The following is a 1,088-nucleotide window of genomic DNA, read 5'->3' on the forward strand; positions in this document are numbered from 1 at the left end:
CAGCCGACGACGTCAACACCGCGGTGCCGAGCCACCAGGTCGGCCGCGCCCGGGGCGTCCAATCCCCGCCGGCTGGCCAGCACCACCCGATCCGCACCGTGGGAAATCAACCACTCCGCGACGTGCCCGCCAATACCACCGGTACCACCGGTCACCAGGACCGTGCCGGTGGGTCGCCAACGGCGTTCGGGGATACCGACGGCGGGCCAGCGGACCATCCGCCGGGCCAACACTCCGGCGGTACGGACGGCGACCTGGTCCTCGCGGCCGTCGGCGAGCACGTCCACGAGCCGCTCGACATGGTCGTCGGTCCAGTCGGTGGGCAGGTCGACCAGCCCGCCCCAGGAGTGCGGGCTCTCCAGAGACAGGACGGTGCCGAGGCCCCCGAGGGCACCCTGAGCGGGGTGCGGCAGGTCCTCGAACCGGTCGATGGCGACACCACCAGAGGTGAGGCACCAGATCCGCCCCGCGAAGCCGGTGGTGGTGAGCGTTTGCAGCAGCGTCACGGTGTCGGTGACGCCGACGGAGAGCCCGGCGCCAGTGGCGTCGGAGGTGTCGTCGAGGGCGAGCAGGGACAGCACCCCGGCCGGACTGTCCCCGGCGGACAGGTCAGTGCCGGCACTGTCCCCGGCGGGCAGGTCGGTGCCGGCAACGGTGACGACGTCGGCGCCCCGGGCAGCCAGCCCGTCGGTGACGGCCCGTACCCGCGCATCGTCGGTCAACGTCGCCGGTACGACGAGCCACCAGGTGCCGGTCAGCTCCCCGCCCGTGGGTAGGTCGGTGGAGCGCCACACCATCCGGTAGCGCCAGCCGTCGAGGGTGGACGCGTCCCGGTACCGCGAGTGCCAGGCGGCGAGGCCGGGCAGGACCTCGTTGACGATGTCGGGGGCGACGCCGAGACCGTCGGCGAGCCGGCTGGTGTCGCCCTGGCCGACGGCGTCCCAGAACCCGCCGTCGGCGCCGTGGGTGGCGGTGCCGTCGGTGCGGTCAGGCTCGATCCAGTAGTGCTGGTGTTGGAAGGCATACGTCGGCAAATCCACCCGCCGCCCACCCCCACACACCACACCCCAATCCAAATCCACACCCGA

Annotated in this window: 1 protein-coding gene; it reads right to left on the reverse strand. The window is 72.6% G+C overall.

Going from position 1 to position 1,088, the window contains the following annotated elements; all coding sequences use genetic code 11:
• A partial coding sequence (locus T398_RS26820) for a KR domain-containing protein (RefSeq protein WP_496450586.1) occupies positions 1-1,040 on the reverse strand: 1,040 nt, incomplete at its 3' end.
• Between the last annotated feature and the right edge of the window lie 48 nt (positions 1,041-1,088).

The organism is Salinispora goodfellowii (assembly GCF_059570675.1).